At 61.3% G+C, this 20,160-nt stretch carries 13 protein-coding genes and 1 pseudogene; 6 read left to right on the forward strand and 8 right to left on the reverse strand.

Annotated elements, in window-relative coordinates:
• Positions 1 to 83: 83 nt before the first annotated feature.
• The 7 genes from LVW35_RS02985 to LVW35_RS03015 form a co-directional block, all read right to left on the reverse strand.
• Positions 84 to 1,316, reverse strand: a complete 1,233-nt coding sequence (locus LVW35_RS02985; protein WP_233893650.1) for a DUF3426 domain-containing protein — start codon at positions 1,314 to 1,316, stop codon at positions 84 to 86.
• Between the two features lie 30 nt (positions 1,317 to 1,346).
• Positions 1,347 to 2,225, reverse strand: a complete 879-nt coding sequence (gene prmA / locus LVW35_RS02990) for a 50S ribosomal protein L11 methyltransferase (RefSeq protein WP_233893652.1) — start codon at positions 2,223 to 2,225, stop codon at positions 1,347 to 1,349.
• 278 nt (positions 2,226 to 2,503) lie between these two features.
• Positions 2,504 to 3,865 (reverse strand): acetyl-CoA carboxylase biotin carboxylase subunit, encoded by a 1,362-nt coding sequence (gene accC, locus LVW35_RS02995; protein ID WP_233893654.1) that lies wholly within the window; start codon positions 3,863 to 3,865, stop codon positions 2,504 to 2,506.
• Positions 3,866 to 3,882: 17 nt separating this feature from the next.
• Complete coding sequence (gene accB / locus LVW35_RS03000; protein ID WP_233893655.1) at positions 3,883 to 4,347, reverse strand: acetyl-CoA carboxylase biotin carboxyl carrier protein; 465 nt, start codon at positions 4,345 to 4,347, stop codon at positions 3,883 to 3,885.
• Between the two features lie 24 nt (positions 4,348 to 4,371).
• On the reverse strand, positions 4,372 to 4,827 hold the full coding sequence (gene aroQ / locus LVW35_RS03005; RefSeq protein ID WP_010213488.1) for a type II 3-dehydroquinate dehydratase: 456 nt from the start codon (positions 4,825 to 4,827) through the stop codon (positions 4,372 to 4,374).
• A gap of 144 nt (positions 4,828 to 4,971) precedes the next feature.
• The gene (locus LVW35_RS29055; protein ID WP_406958492.1) at positions 4,972 to 5,520 is read right to left on the reverse strand and encodes a methyl-accepting chemotaxis protein; all 549 of its coding nucleotides are present in this window, start codon (positions 5,518 to 5,520) and stop codon (positions 4,972 to 4,974) included.
• A gap of 1,466 nt (positions 5,521 to 6,986) precedes the next feature.
• Entirely contained in the window at positions 6,987 to 8,657 is a 1,671-nt protein-coding gene (locus tag LVW35_RS03015) for a response regulator (protein ID WP_233893657.1), read from the reverse strand.
• A gap of 324 nt (positions 8,658 to 8,981) precedes the next feature.
• Between LVW35_RS03015 and LVW35_RS03020 the strand changes: the two genes are divergently transcribed.
• The 5 genes and pseudogenes from LVW35_RS03020 to LVW35_RS03040 all read left to right on the forward strand — a co-directional run.
• The gene (locus LVW35_RS03020) at positions 8,982 to 9,959 is read left to right on the forward strand and encodes a DUF2333 family protein (protein WP_371262171.1); all 978 of its coding nucleotides are present in this window, start codon (positions 8,982 to 8,984) and stop codon (positions 9,957 to 9,959) included.
• A 2-nt stretch (positions 9,960 to 9,961) separates the two neighbouring features.
• Positions 9,962 to 10,498, forward strand: coding sequence for an NUDIX hydrolase (locus tag LVW35_RS03025; RefSeq protein WP_233893659.1), 537 nt, complete (start codon positions 9,962 to 9,964; stop codon positions 10,496 to 10,498).
• Positions 10,499 to 10,680: 182 nt separating this feature from the next.
• Positions 10,681 to 11,052 (forward strand): translation initiation factor Sui1, encoded by a 372-nt coding sequence (locus LVW35_RS03030; RefSeq protein WP_233893660.1) that lies wholly within the window; start codon positions 10,681 to 10,683, stop codon positions 11,050 to 11,052.
• Between the two features lie 143 nt (positions 11,053 to 11,195).
• A complete protein-coding gene (gene speA, locus LVW35_RS03035) occupies positions 11,196 to 13,109 on the forward strand; it encodes an arginine decarboxylase (RefSeq protein ID WP_016977003.1) in 1,914 nt (637 codons plus the stop codon).
• A 177-nt stretch (positions 13,110 to 13,286) separates the two neighbouring features.
• Positions 13,287 to 13,736: pseudogene (locus tag LVW35_RS03040) on the forward strand (alpha/beta hydrolase); the annotation flags it as partial.
• Here the strand turns inward: LVW35_RS03040 and LVW35_RS03045 are convergent.
• Complete coding sequence (locus LVW35_RS03045) at positions 13,681 to 15,018, reverse strand: MATE family efflux transporter (RefSeq protein WP_233893661.1); 1,338 nt, start codon at positions 15,016 to 15,018, stop codon at positions 13,681 to 13,683. The pseudogene LVW35_RS03040 and the gene LVW35_RS03045 overlap by 56 nt on opposite strands.
• A gap of 177 nt (positions 15,019 to 15,195) precedes the next feature.
• Here LVW35_RS03045 and LVW35_RS03050 point away from each other — a divergent pair, with 177 nt between their 5' ends.
• Positions 15,196 to 20,094 (forward strand): alpha-2-macroglobulin family protein, encoded by a 4,899-nt coding sequence (locus tag LVW35_RS03050; RefSeq protein WP_233893663.1) that lies wholly within the window; start codon positions 15,196 to 15,198, stop codon positions 20,092 to 20,094.
• Positions 20,095 to 20,160: the final 66 nt, after the last annotated feature.

Genomic DNA, 20,160 nt, shown 5'->3' on the forward strand with positions numbered 1-20,160 from the left:
ACAGTTATTTCTTTATCGCCACCGGTTTGGTTGCGCACAGTAAAGTCAATAACCTGCCGTCAAATCTCAATGCATGAGCCGATTCACTCCGGCGAGTGAAAGCTCAGGCTGTAATTCACGGCTTTGTTGCCCGGATCGAGGATGTCCAGGGAGATATGGATCGGGGTTTGCGAGGGCATTTCGCTAACACCGGCCAACTCGCCGCTGAGGTATTCGGCGGGTTTGAAGCGACGACTGGCAATCAGGCTGCCATTCAAATCGGCAAATCGCAGCTCCAGCAGCGGGAAGGGCTGGGTGAAGGTCGCGCGGTTATAGATGATCGCATCCACTACCAAGGCCCCGGCGAAGTCCGGGTGGCTGCGCACGACCAGGTTGCTGCTCTTGATATGGGCGATATCGACCCGTGATGGCACCGTGCAGCCCAGTGTGGGGCACACTTGTTGGAACCACGGGCGATAGGCGTCCTGGCGAGCCAGGTCGTCGAATTGATAAGCGATGTACTGACCGGCAAGGCCGCCGGCAGCGATCAGTACCAGCAACAGCCAGACCAGCCGACGGCCCCAGCCCGATGGGCGTTTTTGCGCGTAGAGGTGCAGCGGGTCATCTTCCAGGTCCTGGAGCACATCGTCATGCACGCTGGCCTCTGCGCGTGGGCGTTTGCGGCGAGGTGGCAGTCGATCTTCGGGTTCGGCCGCTTTGGTCAGTGGCGTGAACGGCGGGTCGATGTCGTCATCGTCCGGCGTTGAACGCAGTGGCGGCTCATCGTCGAGATCGTCGGTGTGGAGCGACATGGAGGGTTCGGTGCGCTGCTTGGTCGCAGGTTCAGGCTCGTCTTCGGTGACGTGGAGGCGCTCTTCAGGCGGGTCGCTGAACAGGCTCGCCGCCCATTTTTCCTCTTCGGCCTTGACCGTGTCACGGCTGGCGCTGAAGGATTCTTCCTTCTGGCGGCGGTCGGTGCCGGGCTGGCGACGATCTGCACCCACGGGCAGCGTGTGCTGAATCTCGCGGCGTTCCAGCTTGGCCAGTTCTTCGTCCAGGTCAAGGTTGTCCAGGTCCAGCTCTTCGGCGGTCCACTGCTTCTGGCTGATGGCGCGCGGGGCCTCGGGAGCGGCGTCGGGCGCCGGCTCAATGAAGGCCGGCGGCTCGGGCAGCGGCTCCTGTGCCTGGCCGCGTTGCTCCAGCAACTGGCGAGCGGCATTGAACACCTGCAGGCACGAGCCGCAGCGCACCACGCCGCGGGCCACGCTCAATTGAGCGTGGTTGACGCGAAAGCGTGCTTGGCAGTGTGGGCACTGGGTGACGAAACTGTCGGTCATGCGGCCATCCGATTCAGGCAAGCGCTCATTCTAGCGCCGACGACCGCTGATGCGTACCCAGCCGTCACGGTTGGCGATCGGATCCAGCTCGAAATCCTGCGCGTAGGCGGCAGCGACGTCTTCGCCTTGCTCGGCCAGGATGCCCGACAGCGCCAGGCGACCACCCGGTTTGACCAGGCTCGACAGCTGCGGCGCCAGGGACACCAGCGGGCCGGCGAGGATGTTGGCCACCAGCACGTCGGCCTGCACCTGGGGCAGGTCTTCAGGCAGATACAGTGGGAATTTGCCTTCAGGGATGTTGTTGCGTCCGGCGTTATCGCGGGAAGCTTCCAGGGCTTGCACGTCGATGTCGGTGCCCACGGCTTGCTTGGCACCCAGCAATAGCGCGGCAATTGCCAGGATCCCCGAGCCGCAGCCGAAGTCCAGCACGTTACTGTCAGTCAGGTCCTGGCCATCCAGCCATTCCAGGCACAGCGCAGTGGTGGGGTGGGTGCCGGTGCCGAACGCCAGGCCCGGGTCGAGCAGCAGGTTGACCGCGTCCGGCTCAGGCGCGGCATGCCAGCTCGGCACGATCCACAGGCGCTGGCCGAAACGCATCGGCTGGAAGTTGTCCATCCAGCTGCGTTCCCAGTCCTGGTTTTCGATGACTTCACTGTGATGCTCGGGCAGCGGGCTGCCAGTGAGCAATTCCATATGGGCCAGCACAGCGGCGGCATCGGTACCGTCTTCGAACAGGGCCAGCAAGTGGGTGTGGGACCACAGCGGGGTGGTGTTGAGTTCCGGTTCGAAGATCGGTTGGTCTTCGGCGTCCATGAAGGTCACCGAAACAGCGCCTACTTCGAGGAAAGCGTCTTCATAGGTTTCGGCTTGTTCTGGGCTGATGGCGAGACGGACTTGCAGCCAAGGCATGGCGGGCACCTTTGAAAAAATGAATGTGCGACGGGTGGGTCGCGAAAGCGCGCAAGTTTACGCGAGCAGCGGGCAGATGACGACTGTCCAAGGGGTGTACACCGATCAAATGTGGGGCTTGCTCGCGAAGGCGTTGGGTCAGGCGCCTCATGTGCCTGCTGACGCACCGCATTCGCGAGCAAGCCCGCTCCCACAGGGGGAGATTGCACCCATCCAGCAAAGTCAGTGCCGCAGAAACAACAAAAGCCGCCCGAAGGCGGCTTTGCTGGGTGGAGCACTTACTGGTTGGCCAGCTTGTGTTCCAGGTAGTGAATGTTCACACCACCTTCGCAGAAGCCTTCATCACGGACCAGGTCCCGGTGCAGCGGGATGTTGGTCTTGATGCCGTCAACCACGATTTCGTCCAGGGCGTTGCGCATACGGGCCATGGCCTCGTCGCGGGTGGCGCCCCAGGTGATCAGCTTGCCGATCAGCGAGTCGTAGTTGGACGGAACCTTGTAGCCGCTGTACAGGTGCGAATCCACACGTACGCCGTTGCCGCCGGGCGCGTGGAAATGCTTGACCAGGCCAGGGCTTGGGATAAAGGTTTTCGGGTCTTCGGCGTTGATGCGGCACTCCAGGGAGTGGCCGTGCATCTTCACGTCGTCCTGGGTGAAGGACAGCGGGTTGCCGGCGGCGATGCTGAGCATCTCCTTGACGATGTCGATACCGGTGACCATTTCCGACACCGGGTGCTCTACCTGCACGCGAGTGTTCATCTCGATGAAGTAGAAACGACCGTTCTCGTACAGGAACTCGAAAGTACCCGCGCCACGGTAGTTGATGTCGATGCACGCCTTGACGCAGCGAGCCAGTACTTCCTGGCGCGCTTTTTCGTCCAGGCCCGGTGCCGGTGCTTCTTCCAGGACCTTCTGGTGACGACGTTGCAGCGAACAGTCGCGGTCGCCCAGGTGGATGGCGTGGCCTTGTCCGTCGGACAGAACCTGAACTTCCACGTGACGTGGGTTGGTCAGGTACTTCTCCAGGTAGACCATCGGGTTGCCGAACCAGGCGCCGGCTTCGGAGCGGGTCTGCTTGGCGGCTTCGATCAGCTCTTCTTCCTTGTGTACCACGCGCATGCCGCGACCACCACCGCCACCGGCGGCCTTGATGATCACCGGGTAGCCGACTTCACGACCAATGCGCAGAGCGGTTTCCTCGTCCTCAGGCAGCGGGCCGTCGGAACCTGGAACGGTGGGCACGCCGGCCGCGATCATGGCGTCCTTGGCCGACACCTTGTCGCCCATCAGGCGAATGGTTTCGGCTTTAGGACCGATGAAGGCAAACCCGGATTTTTCCACCTGTTCGGCGAAATCGGCGTTTTCCGCGAGGAAGCCGTAGCCCGGGTGGATGCCATCAGCACCGGTCACTTCCGCGGCCGCGATGATGTTCGAGACTTTCAGGTACGAGTTCGTGGCCAGGGGCGGGCCGATGCAGATGCTTTCGTCCGCCAGTTTCACGTGCATCAATTCAGTATCGGCCGTCGAGTAAACAGCGACGGTCTTGATGCCCTCTTCCTTACAGGCGCGCAGGATACGCAGCGCGATCTCGCCGCGGTTGGCGATCAGGACTTTTTGCAGTTTCTTCGCAGGTTTCAACATCGAAGGCGCTCCGCGGTTCAAACGATGGTGAACAGCGGCTGGTCGTACTCAACCGGCTGACCGTTTTCTACCAGGATGGATTCGATGACGCCGGCTTTTTCAGCAGTGATGTGGTTCATCATTTTCATCGCTTCAACGATGCAGATGGTGTCGCCCACTTTCACGGTTGCGCCGACTTCAACGAAGGCTGGCGAGGTCGGTGCCGGGGTGCGGTAGAACGTACCGACCATTGGCGACTTGACCACGAAGCCGTTCAGCGCAGGAGTGGCTGGAGCGGCAGGTGCAGCGGCGGCAACTGGGGCGGCGGCAGGTGCGGCAGCGGCTGGAGCCGGTGCTTGCATCTGTGGCGCGTAGAACTGCTGGGCCGGGGTCTTGCTGTGGCGGCTGATCCGTACGGACTCTTCGCCTTCCTTGATTTCCAGCTCGTCGATACCGGATTCTTCCAGCAGTTCGATCAGTTTCTTAACTTTACGGATATCCATGAATCATCAACTCCCAAGGGTCGGTCAGGGGCGCTTGGCCGGTTGTTCAAGTTGTTCCAGGGCGGCCTCCAGGGCCAGTCGGTAACCGCTGGCGCCAAGGCCGCAGATCACACCTACCGCTACGTCGGAGAAGTAGGAGTGATGGCGGAAAGCTTCGCGTTTGTGCACGTTCGACAAATGCACTTCGATGAATGGGATGCTCACCGCCAGCAACGCGTCACGTAATGCAACGCTTGTGTGTGTAAAAGCGGCGGGATTGATCAGGATAAAGTCCACGCCTTCGCCGCGCGCGGCATGGATGCGATCAATCAATTCGTACTCGGCATTGCTTTGCAGGTAGAGCAGATGGTGGCCGGCCTCACGCGCCCTGCGTTCCAGGTCGAGGTTGATCTGGTCCAGGGTGACTGCCCCGTAGACGCCCGGTTCACGGGTGCCGAGCAGGTTCAGGTTGGGTCCGTGAAGAACCAGTAAGGTCGCCATCGGCTGTTCCTTGTTTTGATGTGGGTACGGCAGAACCCGGCGACTATGCCGCAAAGCCTTTGTGACTGTCCAGTTCTATGCAGTAGGCAGCACGATTAGCGAGGATAGCGCGAAATTTGTGACTGTGAGGCCGGATTCGGTCAGTTACACACGAAACGCCTGTACGGCAGTGTTGAGCTGCCCACCGAGCACCAGCAGATGCTCGCCCTGGCTGCGGCCTTGGCCGATTCGCAGCAAGTTATCCTCACCCAACTGATGAATCCGCTCACTGTTGTCGCGAATCTCGCTGACGGCTCCGCTCTGCTGTGCGGTCACATCGGCGATGCGCACGGCGGTGTCGGAAATGGTCTGGATAGCCCCGACGATTTCATCCAGCGCGCCGTCCGCTGCCTGGGCTTGCTGGGCGGTGGCTTCGGCGTGTTCGACCTGGGCGCGCATGCCTTGCACCGATTGATGGGCGGCGCTTTGCAGTCCGGCGATCAGGGTCTGGATCTCTGCGGTAGCGCCCGCAGTCCGTTGGGCCAGGGAGCGGACTTCGTCGGCCACCACGGCAAAACCACGCCCGGCCTCACCGGCACGGGCAGCCTCGATGGCGGCGTTGAGGGCCAGCAGGTTAGTCTGGTCTGCGATCGCGCGGATCACCGTCAGCACGCCGCCGATGGTGGCGGATTCTTCGGCGAGTTTCTCGATCATCTGTGCGTTTTGCTGCACTTCACCCACCAGGGCGTGCAGCCCGGTCAGGCTCAGGCCAATCACGCGCTGGCCTTGCTCAACTGCTTGGCCGGCACTGCGACTGGCGCCCGCGGCCTGGCTGGCATCACCCGCCACTTGCTGGATGGTCGCTTCCAGTTCACCCAGCGAGTCACGGATCTGTGCGGTGTCCCCGGCCTGGCGTTCCGCGCCGTCGTGCAGGCCGCTGCTCAGCTCGGCCAGCGCACGGCTACTGCCGGCGACTTCCTCGGCGTTGCCGCGAATAGTGCCCACCAAGTCCACCAAGTAGGCACGCAGGCGGTTCAGGGATGCTTCGATATCGTGCAGTTCGCGGTTGGTCTTGCCCAGGGTAATCGGCTGGCTGAAATCGCCCTCGGCCCAGATCGACAGGGCTGGTGCCAGGTTGGTCAGCACCCGCGCCAGGCGACGTTGCAGGGTGTCGATCAGCAGCGCGATCAGCAGGATCAGCCCAATCATCACGCCTTGCATCAGGCGCACTTCGCCCTGGATCTTGCCGTGCTGCGCGCGCACCACGGGCTCGAGTCCGGCGATGGCTTGTTGCACGGTGTCGATTTTCTGGTTCGTTTTGGCGGCCAGGTCGGTGCGCTGCTGGATCTGCTCGCGGGTGCGCTTGAGTTCGGCGGGGTAGCGGGTCAGCAGGCTGTTGAGTTCGCGCTTGAGGTCGACCCCTGTGTCCTGGGCTTCGGTTTTTTCGGCGTTTTCCAGGCCCATCAACGCGGAAAAATCGTCGGCGCTGGATTCTGCGCTGGCTTTCACGCCCAACAACGGTAGCTGCCCCAGCACATCGGCCTGGCTGCGGATATTGCCGACTTCGCGCTCCACATCATCGGCCAGTTCCGCACGCCCGCTGCTCACCAGTTTGTCGCGGGCCAGGGACAGTTTGCCCAAGTGCTGGGATGCAGCCAGCAAGGGGGGTAGATAACGGGCGGCGTCAGGGGCATTCACGCCGGTGGCGTACTGGCTCAACTGCTCCAGGTTCGCGCCCAATTCGCGCTCGGCCTGCAACAACAAGGCTTGTGGATCTCCGGCCAGCTTGCCGGCCGCGAGCAAGTCGGTTTTGCTGAACGCATCCAGGTCCACCAGACTCGGGCGCAGGTTCTGTGCAAGGTCCGTCGGCAACTCGTCCAGATGCTGCAACAGGTTTTCTAGGCTCTGGCTGGCGCTGCTCAAGCGCAGGGCATCGCCGCTGGCAAGGTAGTCGTCGATATTGCGCGCGGCCTGGTTCTGAAAGGTCTGGGATAAGCCCAGGTAGCGTTCCATCAGCAGATACGGCCGCTCCAGCGCACGCTGCGACCACCACAGCGTCGCCCCCAGCGCCAGGCACACGGCCACCAGAAGAAGGGTGTTGAGATTCGTCAGCAGCTTCAGGCGCATGCGTGGTTTCAACCGACAGCAAAAGATAAGTGCCTGAAGTTATTGCGTTTCCATTACAGGGTTATGACCGAATCGGTGAATTCTGGTGAAAAGATGGCACTTTGCTTTGATGTCCGCGCGGCTTGCACGCGGTTACGTCCGGCATCCTTGGCGCGGTACAGCGCTTCGTCGGCCTGAGCCGCCATCATCAGGCTGTCGGAACCGTCGCACAGCTCCACCACCCCGGCGCTGAAGGTGCACCACAAATCCTGGGGTTGGGCGGGGTAGTGAATTTCCGCAAAGCGTCCGCGAATCTCATCCAGCACCCTGCACGCCGACTCCAAGTCGGTATCGGGCATCACGATGGCGAACTCTTCACCACCGTAGCGCCCGATGTAGTCGGTCTTGCGCAGACGTTGCTTGAGAAACAGCGCCAGGCTCTTGATCACACGGTCACCCATGGGGTGGCCGTGACTGTCATTGACCCGCTTGAAGTGGTCGATATCGAGCATGGCAAAGCTCAGCGGTTTGTTCTCGCGGCGCGCGCGGAAGCTGCAGTCTTCGAGCAATTGCAGGATATGGGTGTGGTTGTACAGGCCGGTCAGGCTGTCACGCACCATCCGTGCCTTCAGGTTGCGCGCCCGCGCCGCACGATTGCGTACGGTGGTGATCAGGTGACGTGGCTTGATCGGCTTGGTGAGGAAGTCGTCGCCGCCTTCGCTCATGGCATCCAGTTGCTTGTCCAAGTCGTCTTCGGCGGACAGGTAGATGATCGGCACGCTCACATAACGGTCGTTATGGCGGATGACCTTGGCCAGTTCGGTACCGGTACAGGCTGGCATATACATGTCGAGGATGATCAGGTCGGGCTGGAAGTCCGCCAGTTCGGCCATGGCCTGAATCGGTTCGATCAGCGTGCGGGTAACGATGCCGGCACTGTTGAGCAGGCGTTCGGTGTGCAGCGCCTGGGCCCGCGAGTCGTCGATGATCAGCACTTTGTAAGGCTCGTACTGGGCGACACAGGTCAGCACTTCGATCTTTTCCAGCAGGCTGGAGGCTTCCAGCGTGCCGGTGAGGAATTCCTGGCCTCCGGCGCGTACGGCGGCGAGGCGGGTCGGAGTGTCGGTTTCGTGCAGGCTGAAAAACAGTAGCGGCAGCTTTTGTTCCAGGCCTTCCTGGGCTTCGGCGGCGAGCTTGAGGCCCAGGCCGGCACCGCAGAAGTCCACGTCCATCACAATCGCCGAAGGTAGCCGCTCGGCCATCGATGCGCGGAACGCCGCCACACTGTCCAGGGACTGGGCGCTCATGCCAAAGAATTCCAACTGCTTGGCCAGGCGCTCGGCGCGGTCGTGATCGGCCAGCATTACGTAGATAGGCTTGCGCATCGGCGGCAGGAGCGTTTGCTCAAACTGGTCGCCTTGGCGCAGGCCGGTGCGTGACAGGCGCTGCATCAAGCGGTTGAGTTCGGTGATCAGGTGGCTGCTCAGGCGCCCACGGTTCTCATCCACCGCCTTGAGGGATTCACCGATGTGTCGCGCCAACTGACCGTGCTCCGGCTGTTCGAAGCGCTCGGCAAAACGCAGCAGGCGTAAATTGGCCTCGCTGAGTTCGGACAGGTCGGCGCCGGACCACTCGCTGCGTTGCAGGCGCTGCCAGATCTCAAGAATTTGACGTGCCTGATGAATTACCCGCTGGGCAAAATGCTGCTTGAGACGCTCACGGCTGGGGTCTTCTGGCTCGGTCATATCCTGACTACTAGTTAGGGTGCATGCTGAGGTCGACTGATGGCTCTATGCTAGCACCTCTTTTCCCTGGGATGAGTGTCATACGTCAATAAACTGTGTCCAGGTAGTATTCAGTTGCTGACTGGGTGGTCGCGCGCGGTAAAAAGCCCCGCACGGGTGGGCACGATACGGTAGGGTTATGGTCGGAGTGTTTGAACGTACGCCCTGAACTCAAGTGATTGAAAGGATATCGCCATGCTGGACTGGAAAAACCGTGCAGGCAGCGCCAAAGGCCCCGCGCCTGAGCCCAAGTCGGCCAACCGTGGCTATTTTCGTACCGTGCTGATGAGCCGTGCCGTGCTCAGCGTGCTCGGCCTGTACCTGTTGGTCACTGGTGGCCTGGGTTGGTATTGGAGCCAAGAGCCGGCACTGTTTCCGGTCCAGCAGAATGCGCAGCTTGCCGCCGAGAAAGAAGGCAAGCAGATGGTGGTGGGCTACACCACGGTCGAAACCCTCAAAACCGTGGTCGGCACCTTGCTGAACAAGCCCGGTGGTTACATTTCCAACGATCGCTTCCCGCCAGGCCTGTGGATGGACAACATGCCAAGCTGGGAATATGGCGTGCTGGTGCAGGTGCGCGACCTGACCCGCGCCCTGCGCAAAGACTTCGCCCGTTCGCAGTCGCAGTCGGCCGAAGACGCGGATCTGGCCAAGGCCGAGCCACGCTTCAACTTCGACAACAAGAGCTGGGTGCTGCCCTCCAGTGAGTCGGAATATCAGGAAGGTATCAATTCCCTGAGCCGCTACGAAGCTCGCTTGTCTGACCCCAACCAACGCGGCGCGCTGTTCTATGCGCGTGCCGACAACCTGAACAACTGGTTGGGCGACGTCGCCACCCGCTTGGGTTCGCTGTCGCAACGCCTGTCGGCCAGCGTGGGTAGGGTGAAGCTGAACACCGCGCTGAAAACCGAAGCCTTGGCGCCGGGTGAAGTGCCGCAAGTCGATGAAGAGGTGGTGGAAACCCCATGGATGCAGATCGACAACGTGTTCTACGAAGCCCGTGGCCAGGCTTGGGCCTTGTCGCACTTGCTGCGCGCCATCGAAGTCGACTTCGCCGACGTACTCGCCAAGAAGAACGCCACCGTCAGCGTGCGCCAGATCATTCGTGAGCTGGAAGCCTCGCAGGAACCGGTTTGGAGTCCTATGATTCTTAATGGCAGTGGCTTCGGCGTACTGGCGAACCATTCGCTGGTGATGGCCAACTATATTTCCCGGGCAAACGCTGCAGTGATCGACTTGCGTCAGCTCCTCAATCAGGGTTGATGATGGACGCTACTCAAAAGGAGGCCGCACACCGCGCGGCTTCCGACGCTGAACTGATCTGCTGGGTCGACGAGCAGGACAACCTGCTCGGCACCCTCGTCAGGTCCGACCTGCGCCAGCGCGGCTTGATCGGCCGTTGCACCTTTATCTTCCTGTTCAACTCCAAAGGCGAGCTGTGTGTGCATCGACGTACCCTGAGCAAAGCCATGTACCCCGGTTTCTGGGACACGGCGGCGGGTGGGATGGTAGCGGCGGGTGAGTCCTATGCCTTGTCGGCGGCCCGGGAGTTGGAAGAAGAACTGGGTGTCGGCGGGGTCGAATTGATCGAACATGACCATTTTTACTTCGAAGATGGCGACAGCCGGCTCTGGTGCAAATCCTATTCCGCCGTTTGGGATGGGCCGCTGCGCCTGCAGCCGGAAGAGGTCATGGAAGCGCGCTTCTTGTCCCTGGAAACAGTCCTGCAGGAAGCTGAACAAAAGCCTTATTGCCCGGATGCCCAGGAAGGCTTGCGGCGCTATCTGGCTTCACGTCGCTAAAGTTGCAGAAATTGGCGCCATTTGGCTCTTAGCAAGTCGGCTTTTTGCCGTTACACTGCGCGACTTTTCACCCGAACCACCTTGGCGGTTCGGTAGCGCTGCCCCTGCCTGAGTGGGGCTTCGCGGTCGGTTGTTCCCTTTGCGGGCGCCGATCAGTCTTCATCCTCCCGAGAGGATTGCCGGTGGCCAAAAAAGCCGCATCCTTCGCCGCCCTTGGTGGCCTGGTATTTTCCACCGACGCAGGTCGACACTGCCCGGACTGTCGTCAGCCCGTGGATTCGTGTACCTGCAGACAAACCCTGATCCCTGAAGGCGACGGTATTGCCCGCGTGCGACGCGAGAGCAAGGGCCGTGGCGGCAAGACGGTGACCACCATCACTGGCGTGCCGTTGGCCGAAGAAGCGCTGAAGGAACTGGCCACGACGTTGAAAAAACGCTGTGGCACAGGAGGCTCGTTGAAAGACGGCGTCATCGAGATCCAGGGCGATCACGTCGAGTTGCTGTTGGCCGAGCTGATCAAGCTCGGGTACAAGGCCAAGAAGTCCGGCGGCTGAAAGCCTCTTCCCGACCTGTGTCTAAACTCTGTCCTGCGCATGGGGTCCTACCTTGCACGCAGGCAAATCGTCATTTTCATTCTTTAGACTGCGCCAGCCTCTGATAGGGGCGGTGCCTTCGACTTCATTTATAGGGGACTTCGATGTCCGTACGACGCACACGCAAAGACGATGGCAGCCAATGGACAGTTGCGGACAGCCGCAGTGTTTACGGGATTCGCCATTGGGGGGCCGGGTATTTCGCGATCAATGAAGCCGGTCGCGTAGAAGTCCGTCCGAACGGCCCGAACAGCACGCCTGTCGACCTTTACGAACAAGTCGACGAGCTGCGCAAGAGTGGCCTGTCGCTGCCGCTGCTGGTGCGTTTCCCCGACATCCTGCAAGACCGCGTACGCCAGCTGACCGGTGCTTTCGACGCCAACATCGAGCGCCTGGAATACCAGAGCAAATACACCGCGCTGTACCCGATCAAGGTGAACCAGCAGGAAGCGGTGATCGAGAACATCATCGCCACCCAGAACGTCTCCATTGGCCTGGAGGCCGGCTCCAAGCCTGAGCTACTGGCCGTGCTGGCCCTGGCGCCGAAGGGCGGCACCATCGTGTGCAACGGTTATAAAGACCGTGAGTTCATCCGCCTCGCGCTGATGGGCCAGAAACTTGGCCACAACGTGTTCATCGTGATCGAGAAAGAATCCGAAGTTGAACTGGTGATCGAAGAAGCGGCGAGCCTCAAGGTCAAGCCACAGGTTGGCTTGCGTGTGCGTTTGTCGTCGCTGGCATCGAGCAAATGGGCGGACACTGGCGGCGAAAAGTCCAAGTTCGGCCTGTCGGCGGCACAGCTGTTGTCCGTGGTCGAGCGCTTCCGCGCCGCCGGCCTGGACCAGGGCATCCGCCTGCTGCACTTCCACATGGGCTCGCAAATCGCCAACCTGGCCGACTACCAGCATGGTTTCAAGGAAGCCATTCGTTATTACGGCGAACTGCGCAACCTCGGCCTGCCGGTGGATCACATCGACGTCGGCGGCGGCCTGGGCGTGGACTACGACGGTACGCACTCGCGTAACGCCAGCTCGATCAACTACGACATGGACGACTACGCCGGCGTGGTCGTGGGCATGCTCAAGGAATTCTGCGACGCGCAGAGCCTGCCGCACCCGAACATCTTCTCTGAAAGCGGCCGTTCCCTGACCGCCCACCACGCCATGCTGGTGGTGCAGGTGACCGACGTCGAGAAACACAACGACGAAATCCCGACCATCGAAAACAAGGAAAGCCTGCCGGAAACCGTGCAATGGCTGGTGGACCTGCTCGGCCCGACCGACATCGAGATGGTCACCGAAACCTACTGGCGTGCCACTCACTACATGAGCGATGTGGCCACCCAGTACGCCGACGGCAAGCTGACCCTGGCCGAAAAAGCCCTGGCCGAACAGTGCTATTTCGCTGTGTGCCGCCGCCTGCACAACTCGCTCAAAGCCCGTCAGCGCTCGCACCGCCAGGTGCTGGACGAGCTCAACGACAAGCTGGCCGACAAGTACATCTGCAACTTCTCGGTGTTCCAGAGCCTGCCGGACACCTGGGCCATCGGCCAGGTGTTACCGATCCTGCCGTTGCACCGTCTCGACGAAGAGCCGCTGCGCCGTGCGGTACTGCAAGACCTGACCTGCGACTCCGACGGCAAGATCAAGCAATACGTCGACGAGCAGTCCATCGAGACCAGCCTGCCGGTGCACGCTTTGAACGAAGGCGAGGACTACTTGCTGGGTATCTTCCTGGTCGGTGCTTACCAGGAAATCCTCGGCGATATGCACAACCTGTTCGGTGACACCGACTCGGTGAATATCTACCAGCGTGAAGACGGTTCGGTGTACAGCGCCGGGATCGAGACCCACGACACCATCGAAGACATGCTGCGCTATGTGCACTTGTCGCCGGAGGAGTTGATGACGCATTACCGGGATAAATGTGCGAGTGCGAAGATCTCTGCCTCGGAGCGTACTCAGTTCCTGGATGCGCTGCGTTTGGGCCTGACGCGTTCTTCGTACCTGTCCTCGTAAGTCGGGTTGATGTAAATCCCCTGTGGGAGCGGGCTTGCTCGCGAAAGCGGTACATTCAGTCACACATGTGTTAACTGACCCACTGCTTTCGCGAGCAAGCCCGCTCTCACATTTGGTTCTCCATCTTGGTAGTACCTTCTGTGTGGGGGCTGAAAGATGTCGAGCAAACTCTTGCAAGCCTTCACCCTGGCATTCACCGCGCGGTGGCTGAGCGTTGTTGATATGTCGCCATCGATGCTCAAGGGCCGGATCGGTCTGGCCGGGCCGTATGACTTTCTGCCGATTGAAAATCCTGACGTGAAACCGGTGTTTTTCTTCCCCGATTCACCGCCGGATTCCCAGCCGATCAACCACGTCAGCCGTGATGCACCGCCAAGCCTGTTGATCGCCTCAACGGACGACAAGCTCGTCAATCCCGAGCGCAATACCGGCGGGCTCGCTGTGAGATTACGGGCTGCGGGTGTGCCCGCGGAGGCGTTCTACTTCGGCAAGACCAATCACCAGACACTGGTGGCGGCCGTGGCTAAACCGTTGCGGTGGCTGGCGCCGGTCTTGGATCGCGTCACAGCATTTATCCAAGCCACTGATCCTGTCGGTTCAAGCGCCAGGCAATCGCCCACAAAGTAAGGCTACGCAAGGCCATGAACAGCAGGAAGGTTATCCACAGTCCGTGGTTGCCCAAACCCTGCAGCGCCAAGGCAAGGGGCAGTGTCAGCAAGACCGTCAGCAGCATGCCATTGCGCATCTCCCGCGCGCGGGTGGCGCCGATGAACAGGCCGTCCAGCAAGTAACTCCACACCGCAATCAACGGCAGTACCGCCAGATAAGGCAGGTAGAGGTCGGCCGTCTCGCGCACGCTGGGGATATCGGTCTGCATGGCGATAAACAGGTGGCCGCCGACGGTGAACAGCAGGGCAAAGCCGACGCTGGCGATCAACGACCAACCTCCGGCCACCACCAGTGAGCGGCGCAGGGATTGGCGGTCGTGGGCGCCAATGGCGTGGCCGCACAGGGCTTCGACGGCGTGGGCCAATCCATCCAAGGCGTGAGCGGTCAGCAGCAGGCCGTTAAGCAGCAACGCGTTGGCGGCCACGGTGGCATCGCCCAGGCGTGCGCCTTGCACCGTGATCATGAAAAACACCGATTGCAGCGCGAGGCTGCGGATGAAAATGTCGCGGTTGACCGCCAGCAGCGGGCGCCAGCTCTCCCAGAGTTTAAGCGCAGCCCAGGCGATATGGCCGGGGTAGGCACGCAGGGCTTTTTGCGTCATCGCCAGGCCGAGCAGGGCGCCGGTCCATTCCGCCAAGACGGACGCACGCGCCGAACCGACCACCCCCCAATCCAGACCGAGTACGAACCACAGGTTCAGGGCGATGTTGACCAGGTTGGTGGTCAGCAGAATCGCCAAAGGCGCGCGGGCGTTCTGCGTGCCCAGGAACCAGCCGACCAGCGCGTAGCTGGCCAACGCAGCCGGTAAGCCGAAGAGGCGGGTGTGGAAGAATTCTTGGGTCAGTTGACTGAGTTCGGCAGAAGGCTGCATCCACTCCAGCGCGAGATGGCTCAGCGGAATGCCCACCGTACCCAATAGCATCGCCAGCCCCAGTGCGAGCAGCAGGCCTTGCAACAGGATCTGCCGCAGCGCGGCCCCATCATTGCGTCCGGCAGCCTGAGCGGCGAAACCGGTGGAGCCCATGCGCAGGAAACCCATGGCCCAGGCGAGAAAGGTATACAGGCTGGCCCCGACCGCAACGGCGCCCAACTGGTGCGCGTGGGGCAGGTGGCCGATGACCATGCTGTCGACCAGCGCCACCAACGGCACCGAAATATTCGACAGGATCATCGGCGCGGCCAGGGCCCAGACGCGGCGGTGGGTGGGGCGGTGGCGCCAGTCGGTGAGTAAGGTGGGCATGCAGGCTCCTAGGGGGGGTGGCATTGTAACTGGCTGCCCTTGGCTGTGGGATTTTGCTTGATCAACGACGGCCTCAGAACCAAACCACCCTCTGTCGGTCAATGTGACCAGCACCACATCGGCCTCTTGCGGGCTGATATATAGTCACTTCTCGGCCCCCTTCACAACGAGTGCCCCATGCTTAACAAAGGACTGTTCCTTGCCTGCGCGCTGGCCCTGCTGAGCGCCTGCGATTCCTCCGATAAACCGGCTGCCCCGACCGCTCCCCCAGCAACGACGGTTGCGCCCAAACCGGCCAAGGCGGCAGTGGATGTGGCGGCGCTGAAACAGCGTTACGCCGGACGTGACTTGAGTGTGGTGGACGTGTCCGAGGTGCAACTCGACGGCGCCAGCACGCTTTCCGTGAGCTTTTCCATCCCGTTGGATCCTGATCAGAAATTCGCCGACAAACTTCACTTGGTGGACAGCAAGTCCGGCAAGGTCGATGGCGCCTGGGAAATCTCCGACAACCTGATGGAACTGCGCCTGCGCCACCTGGAGCCGCAGCGCAAACTGGTGCTCACGGTCGATGCCGGCGTAAAGGCGGTCAATGACAACAAGCTTGCCGCCGAATACACCGCGCGCCTGGAAACCCGTGACCTGCAAGCCACCGTCGGCTTCGCCAGCCGTGGCACCTTGTTGCCGACGCGCCTGGCCGAAGGCCTGCCGGTGATCGCGCTGAACGTCGATAAGATCGATGTCGAATTCTTCCGCATCAAACCCGAATCCCTGCCAACATTCCTCGCGCAGTGGGGCCGCAACACCAGTCTGCAAAGTTATGAATCCCGCGAACTGCTGCCCTTGGCCGACCTGGTCTATGGCGGTCGTTTCGACCTGAACCCGGCGCGCAACACCCGCGAGACGCTGTTGCTGCCGATCGCCGGCCTCAAGCAACTGCAGCAGCCAGGCGTATACCTGGCGGTGATGCGCGCCTCGGGCACTTACAATTATTCCCAACCGGCCACGCTGTTCACCCTGAGTGATATCGGCCTATCGGTACACCGTTACGCCAATCGCCTGGACGTGTTTACCCAAGCGCTGGAAGGTGGCAAGGCGTTGGACGGCGTCGACCTTGAAGTGCTCGATGCCGAGGGCCGCGTATTGGGCCAGGGTAAGACCCAGAAGGGTGGCCACGCTGAGTTGCCATTGCCGAAAAAAGCCCAGGTGTTGTTGGCCAAGCAGGGCGAGCAAACCAGTATGTTGCGCCTCGACAGTGCCGCGCTGGACCTGGCTGAGTTCGACATCGGCGGCCAACCGTCCCACCCCTTGCAATTTTTTGTGTTCGGCCCGCGTGATCTGTATCGACCTGGGGAAACCGTGCTGCTCAACGCCCTGCTGCGGGACAAGGATGGTAATGCCGTCAAACCGCAACCGGTGAGCGTCGAAGTGCGTCGTCCGGATGAGCAGGTCAGCCGCAAGTTCGTCTGGGATGCCGATGCATCCGGCCTCTATCAATATCAACTGCAACTGGCCGGTGAAGCGCCGACCGGACGCTGGCAGTTGGTGTTTGACCTGGGCGATGGCAAACCGCAGTTGTATGAATTCCTCGTCGAAGACTTCCTGCCTGAACGCCTGGCGCTGGAGCTCAAGGGCAGCGACACGGCGTTGAGCCCGGCAGACAATCCGGTGATTCAGGTCAACGGTCGCTATCTGTATGGCGCACCTGCGTCAGGCAACCGGGTCAGTGGGCAAGTCTATGTGCGCCCACTGCGCGAGGCGGTCAAGTCGCTGCCGGGCTACCAGTTCGGTTCGGTCACCGAAGAAGAACTGAGCCAGGATTTCGAGCTGGACGAAAGCGTGCTCGACGCCAAGGGCCAGGAAGTACTGACCCTGGAAAGCAAATGGGCCGAGGCCAAGTCGCCGCTGCAACTGATCGTACAGGCCAGCCTGCAAGAGTCGGGCGGACGGCCGATCACCCGACGCCTGGTGCAGCCGATCTGGCCGGCCGAGCAACTGCCGGGTCTACGTGGGTTGTTTGACGGCAAGGAAACCAATGGCGATGGTCCAGCGGAACTCGAAGTGTTGCTGGCCAATCAGGACGGGCAGAAACTCGCCGCGCCAAATCTCAAGGTGCGCCTGGTGCGCGAGCGTCGCGACTACTACTGGAACTACTCCGAGAACGATGGCTGGAGCTATCACTTCAACGAGAAATTCCTCAACCTCGACGAACAGACCCTGAACATCAAGGCTGGCGATACCGCCAAGGTCAGCTTCCAGGTGGAGTGGGGCCCATATCGCGTCGAAGTCGAAGACCCGCAGACCGGGCTGGTCAGCAGCCTGCGCTTCTGGGCAGGCTATCAGGCCCAGGACAACACCGAAGGCGGCGCCGTGCGGCCTGATCAGGTGAAACTGGCGCTGGATAAACCCGCCTATGGCGACGGCGATACTGCCAATGTCACCGTGACGCCGCCGGCGGCCGGTAAAGGCTACCTGCTGGTGGAATCCGCCGAAGGCCCGCTGTGGTGGCAGGAAATCGATGTGCCGGCTGAAGGCAAAAGCTTTGCCGTGAAGCTTGACCCGAAATGGTCGCGCCATGATTTGTATGTCAGCGCTTTGGTGATCCGTCCCGGCGAGCGTAAAGCCAACATCACGCCTAAACGTGCGGTGGGTCTGCTGCACCTGCCGCTGGATCGCACCCAGCGCAAACTCGGCGTGACCCTCACCGCGCCGGAAAAAATGCGCCCCAAACAGCCGCTCACCGTGAAAATCGCCGCCAAGAATGCCGATGGCAGCGTGCCGAAACAGGTGCATGTGCTGGTGGCAGCGGTGGACGTGGGCATCCTGAATATCACCGAATACCCGACGCCCGATCCGTATTCCAGCCTGTTCGGCCGCAAAGCCTATGGTGTCGATCAGTTCGACATCTATGGCCAGTTGATCGAAGCCGGCCAAGGTCGATTGGCCAGCCTGGCATTTGGTGGCGACGCGGCATTGGCCAAGGGCGGCAAGCGCCCGGACACCAGCGTGACCATCGTCGCCCTGCAAAGCGCACCGGTGACCTTGAATGAGCAAGGCGAGGGCGAAGTCAGCGTCAATATCCCCGACTTCAACGGCGAGTTGCGGCTGATGGCCCAGGCCTGGAGCGATGATCGCTACGGCATGGCTGAAGCCAAGACGGTGATTGCGGCACCGTTGATTGCCGAGCTGTCGGCGCCGCGCTTCATGGCGGGCGGTGACCAGACAACGTTGGCGCTGGACTTGTCCAACCTGTCGGGCAAGGCGCAGAAACTCGATGTGCAATTGACTGCCGAGGGGCAGTTGGAATTGGTCAACAGTGGCGCGCAAACCGTTGAACTCAAACAAGGCCAGCGCACCACCCTGCGGATTCCGGTGAAAGCCTGGGGCGGGCTGGGCCAGGGCAAGGTCAAGGTGACGGTCAATGGGCTGGACCTGCCGGGTGAAAACCTGCCGCCGTTCAGCCGCGAATGGACCCTGGGCGTACGCCCGGCGTATCCCGCGTTGCTCAAGCATTATCGTGCGGTGCTCAAAAGCGAGCCATGGAGCCTGCCTTCCGGCACTCTGGATCAGTTCGATACCTCGGGCCGCCAGGCTTTGCTGAGCTTATCGAGCCGTCCACCGCTGAACCTCGGTGCACAGATCAGTGCGCTCAAGGCCTACCCCTATGGTTGTCTGGAGCAGACTGCCAGCGGCCTGTACCCATCGTTGTATGCCGATGACGCGTTGCTCAAGCGCTTGTCAATCAAAGGTGAGTCGGACAGCGAGCGCAAACGCAAGATCGAGCTGGGCATCGAGCGCCTGCTGGGCATGCAGCGCTACAACGGCAGCTTTGGTTTGTGGGGCGCCGATGGCGAAGAAGAATATTGGCTGACGGCTTACGTCACCGATTTCCTGTTGCGTGCTCGCGACCAGGGTTTTGCCGTACCGCCTGAGGCTCTGAAAAAAGCCAGTGAGCGCCTGCTGCGCTACGTGCAGGAACGCAACCTGATCGACGTCGATTACAGCGACAACGCCGACCACACCCGCTTTGCCGTACAGGCCTACGCGGGCATGGTGCTGGCGCGCAGTCAGCAGGCGCCGTTGGGGGCGTTGCGCAGCATTTTCGAACGTCGCAGCGATGCGCGCTCCGGCCTGCCGCTGGTGCAGTTGGCCATCGCGTTGCAGAAGATGGGCGACCAGCCACGGGCTGATCAGGCCTTGCTCGCCGGCCTGGCGGCACAGCGCAATGCGAATGAATGGCTGGCCGACTACGGCAGCCCGCTGCGCGACCAGGCAATGATCCTGGCGTTGCTGGAAGAGAACGACTTAGCCAAGGGCAAGCGCGAGGAGCGTCTGTTTACGCTGTCGGATCAACTGGCGACCAGCCCGTACCTGTCGACCCAGGAGCGCAATTCGCTGTTCCTGGCCGGGCGTCTCGGGTTTGCCAAGCCGGACTCGAACTGGCAGGTATCATTGACTGGCAGTGGCGGTGTGCAAGAACTGAACAATCAGCAGTCGACGCTCGAATTGGAAGGTAAGTTGCTATCCAGTGATTTGACCATGAGTAATCAGGGCGAGACACCGGTTTACCAACAACTGACGATTTCGGGTTATCCACAGGTGCCTCCTGCACCGGGTGGCGACAACCTGAGCATCCGCCGCGAATACTTGGGCATGAACGGCCAACCGTTGAACCTGCGCAGCCTCAACAGCGGCGATTTGGTGCTGGTGCATCTGGCGGTCAGTGCCAAGCAGCGTGTGCCGGACGCGTTGGTGGTGGATTTGCTGCCCGCTGGTCTTGAGTTGGAAAACCAGAATCTGGCGCAAAGCGCCGCCAGCCTGGAAAACGCCAGCAGCCAGGTGAAGGAGTGGCGTGAGTCGATGCAGAACGCATCGCTCAAGCACCAGGAGTTCAGGGATGACCGCTACGTGGCGGCGATCAATATGGAAGGTTCCGGCACTACGCACCTGCTGTACCTGGCGCGTGCCGTGACACCGGGCACCTACCGCGTGCCACCGCCGCAAGTGGAGTCGATGTACCGGCCGAACTGGCAGGCGGTGGGCGAGACGCCGGCGGATCTGGTGATCAAGGGGCGGTGAAGGCCTCAATTTGAACTGGGATCAAATGTGGGAGCGGCTTGCTCCCACACGGGATTCGTGGTGTTT

Source organism: Pseudomonas sp. HN11, assembly GCF_021390155.1.
Classification (GTDB): domain Bacteria; phylum Pseudomonadota; class Gammaproteobacteria; order Pseudomonadales; family Pseudomonadaceae; genus Aquipseudomonas.